The organism is Pseudoalteromonas sp. NBT06-2 (assembly GCF_002276045.1).
GTDB lineage: Bacteria > Pseudomonadota > Gammaproteobacteria > Enterobacterales > Alteromonadaceae > Pseudoalteromonas.
This window is the reverse complement of sequence record NZ_NQMR01000335.1, coordinates 1-1,726: the sequence shown is the minus strand read 5'-3', so window position 1 is coordinate 1,726 and position 1,726 is coordinate 1. Positions and strand designations below refer to the sequence as shown.

Annotated in this window: 2 protein-coding genes; one reads left to right on the top strand and one right to left on the bottom strand. The window is 31.9% G+C overall.

Annotated elements, in window-relative coordinates; all coding sequences use genetic code 11:
* Positions 1–149 precede the first annotated feature (149 nt).
* The gene (locus tag CJF42_RS29445; RefSeq protein WP_095369358.1) at positions 150–269 is read left to right on the top strand and encodes a CDGSH iron-sulfur domain-containing protein; all 120 of its coding nucleotides are present in this window, start codon (positions 150–152) and stop codon (positions 267–269) included.
* Positions 270–319: 50 nt separating this feature from the next.
* Here the strand turns inward: CJF42_RS29445 and CJF42_RS25890 are convergent, their stop codons facing one another.
* Positions 320–1,468, bottom strand: coding sequence for a PA0049 C-terminal domain-containing protein (locus tag CJF42_RS25890; protein WP_095369357.1), 1,149 nt, complete (start codon positions 1,466–1,468; stop codon positions 320–322).
* Positions 1,469–1,726: the final 258 nt, after the last annotated feature.

Genomic DNA, 1,726 nt, shown 5'->3' with positions numbered 1-1,726 from the left:
AGCGTGCGCTATATATTGGCAAACCGTGCGATGATTCTGTAATTATGAGGTCATTTATGCAATAACATACTGGAATTTACAAAAAGCATTAAAAATACTTTAAAATTTACTGGCTAAAGTGATACATCGAGTAGGGTTCTCATGGTGAAATTGAATTTAAGCCGCTATTTTATAAGTCTGAAAAAACAGAAATAGTTTATTTTTGTAATTGTAAATCTACTAAATCTGCACCATTATGTGATGGCTCTCACAAAAAATTAAGGCTGTAGTATTTAAAATAAAAAGACTGAAAATGCTCTGATTTTCAGCCTGTGTATTATTAAAGTGCAATTAATGAATGTTCTAACATTGAGTTAATTTGCATAATAATTTTCTTTTCAACCTCAGGTTCAAATTGTTGGATCCTTGGGGTATGAATATGTCCTGTTGGGATATCAGATTTGAGCTGATTTCTTAATCGGATACTACGATAAGATATTTCATTTGATAAATAACCACCGCCAGAGCCACTTACTGCAGTTTGATTTTTAAGTTCTGTAATACTCTTTGCTTTAAAAGTTTTATCTAATGTTGTTATTTTATTATTATCTATAATCTTATAAGGTCCATTTGCTAGTTGCATTGCTTTTACTGGCAAACTAAATTCAACAAACTCATTACCTGGTAAAGGGCGATCATGTAGTTGTGAAATTACAGGGCTTGTTTTTGTTCCACCAGATAAAACATTTAAATTATCTGGTGCAGTTACACTGCGGCGTTTTCCTGGAAAACGTTCAAGATCAAACTCTTTTCGGCCCATGCTAACTGTGACTATCATATCGACATTGTTCAGTGCGTAATAGGGCGCTAATAATGCTTCTATAGTACCTTTATCAAAATCTTCGTAACGCACTGGTATCATTACTGTATTTATTTCAGCTGTAATGCCATTATATTGAATTATTTGACCATCCATCAAAAGTGCGGCAACACCTGAAGGGTTACTCTGATTAATATTTTTATCCAATAAGAAAGGGTCAAAACCAGTCAATAAAATCTTTTTCATTGTGCCTTTTGTATAATTTAGTTCTGTTCGCCCTCTTGAGCCTTGCTCTAAAATATCTAGTAACGTGATTTTTTGTGATTTGGTCATTTCAAAAGCTGGTGATTTTTCTCTTAAAACTTTACTACTCAGTAGTCTAGTCCAATATAAAGGACGATCATCAAAGCTATTACTTGAGATGATTTGTTTTTTTGCTTTTACCCACATATTATCTGAATAAAGAGATACCAATTTTTCTGCTTTAAAATAATTATCAACCTTTAACCACTTTTTTTCAAAATCATTGATATCATTTATAAAAGTAGAAAGTACATCGGGCATTATTTTCGTTGCTTGTTCAATGCGGCTTTCTTCTATGGTTAATGGCGCTGCAAAGGCATTTATGCTTAATAAAGATAAAGCACATAAAGATATTTTAAGGAACATATTTATACTCGTTTCTAGTCTTTTAAAAATTCAATTTTGCTAGTATCGCATTTTGTGACTGATCATTACATGGCGAGGCTAAAGATTCAGCAATTCTCGGTAAGTTTTAATTTCATTAAATAAATTCATTTCTAGTCAAATTTTTATTTATTCTGTGCTTAAAACCTTAAATCGAGTTGCTTTTATTTTGTTTCAGGCAGGGTATATTCTACGTTTGCACGCATCATCTGAGTATTGTCTTTTTAAGGCTTATAACGA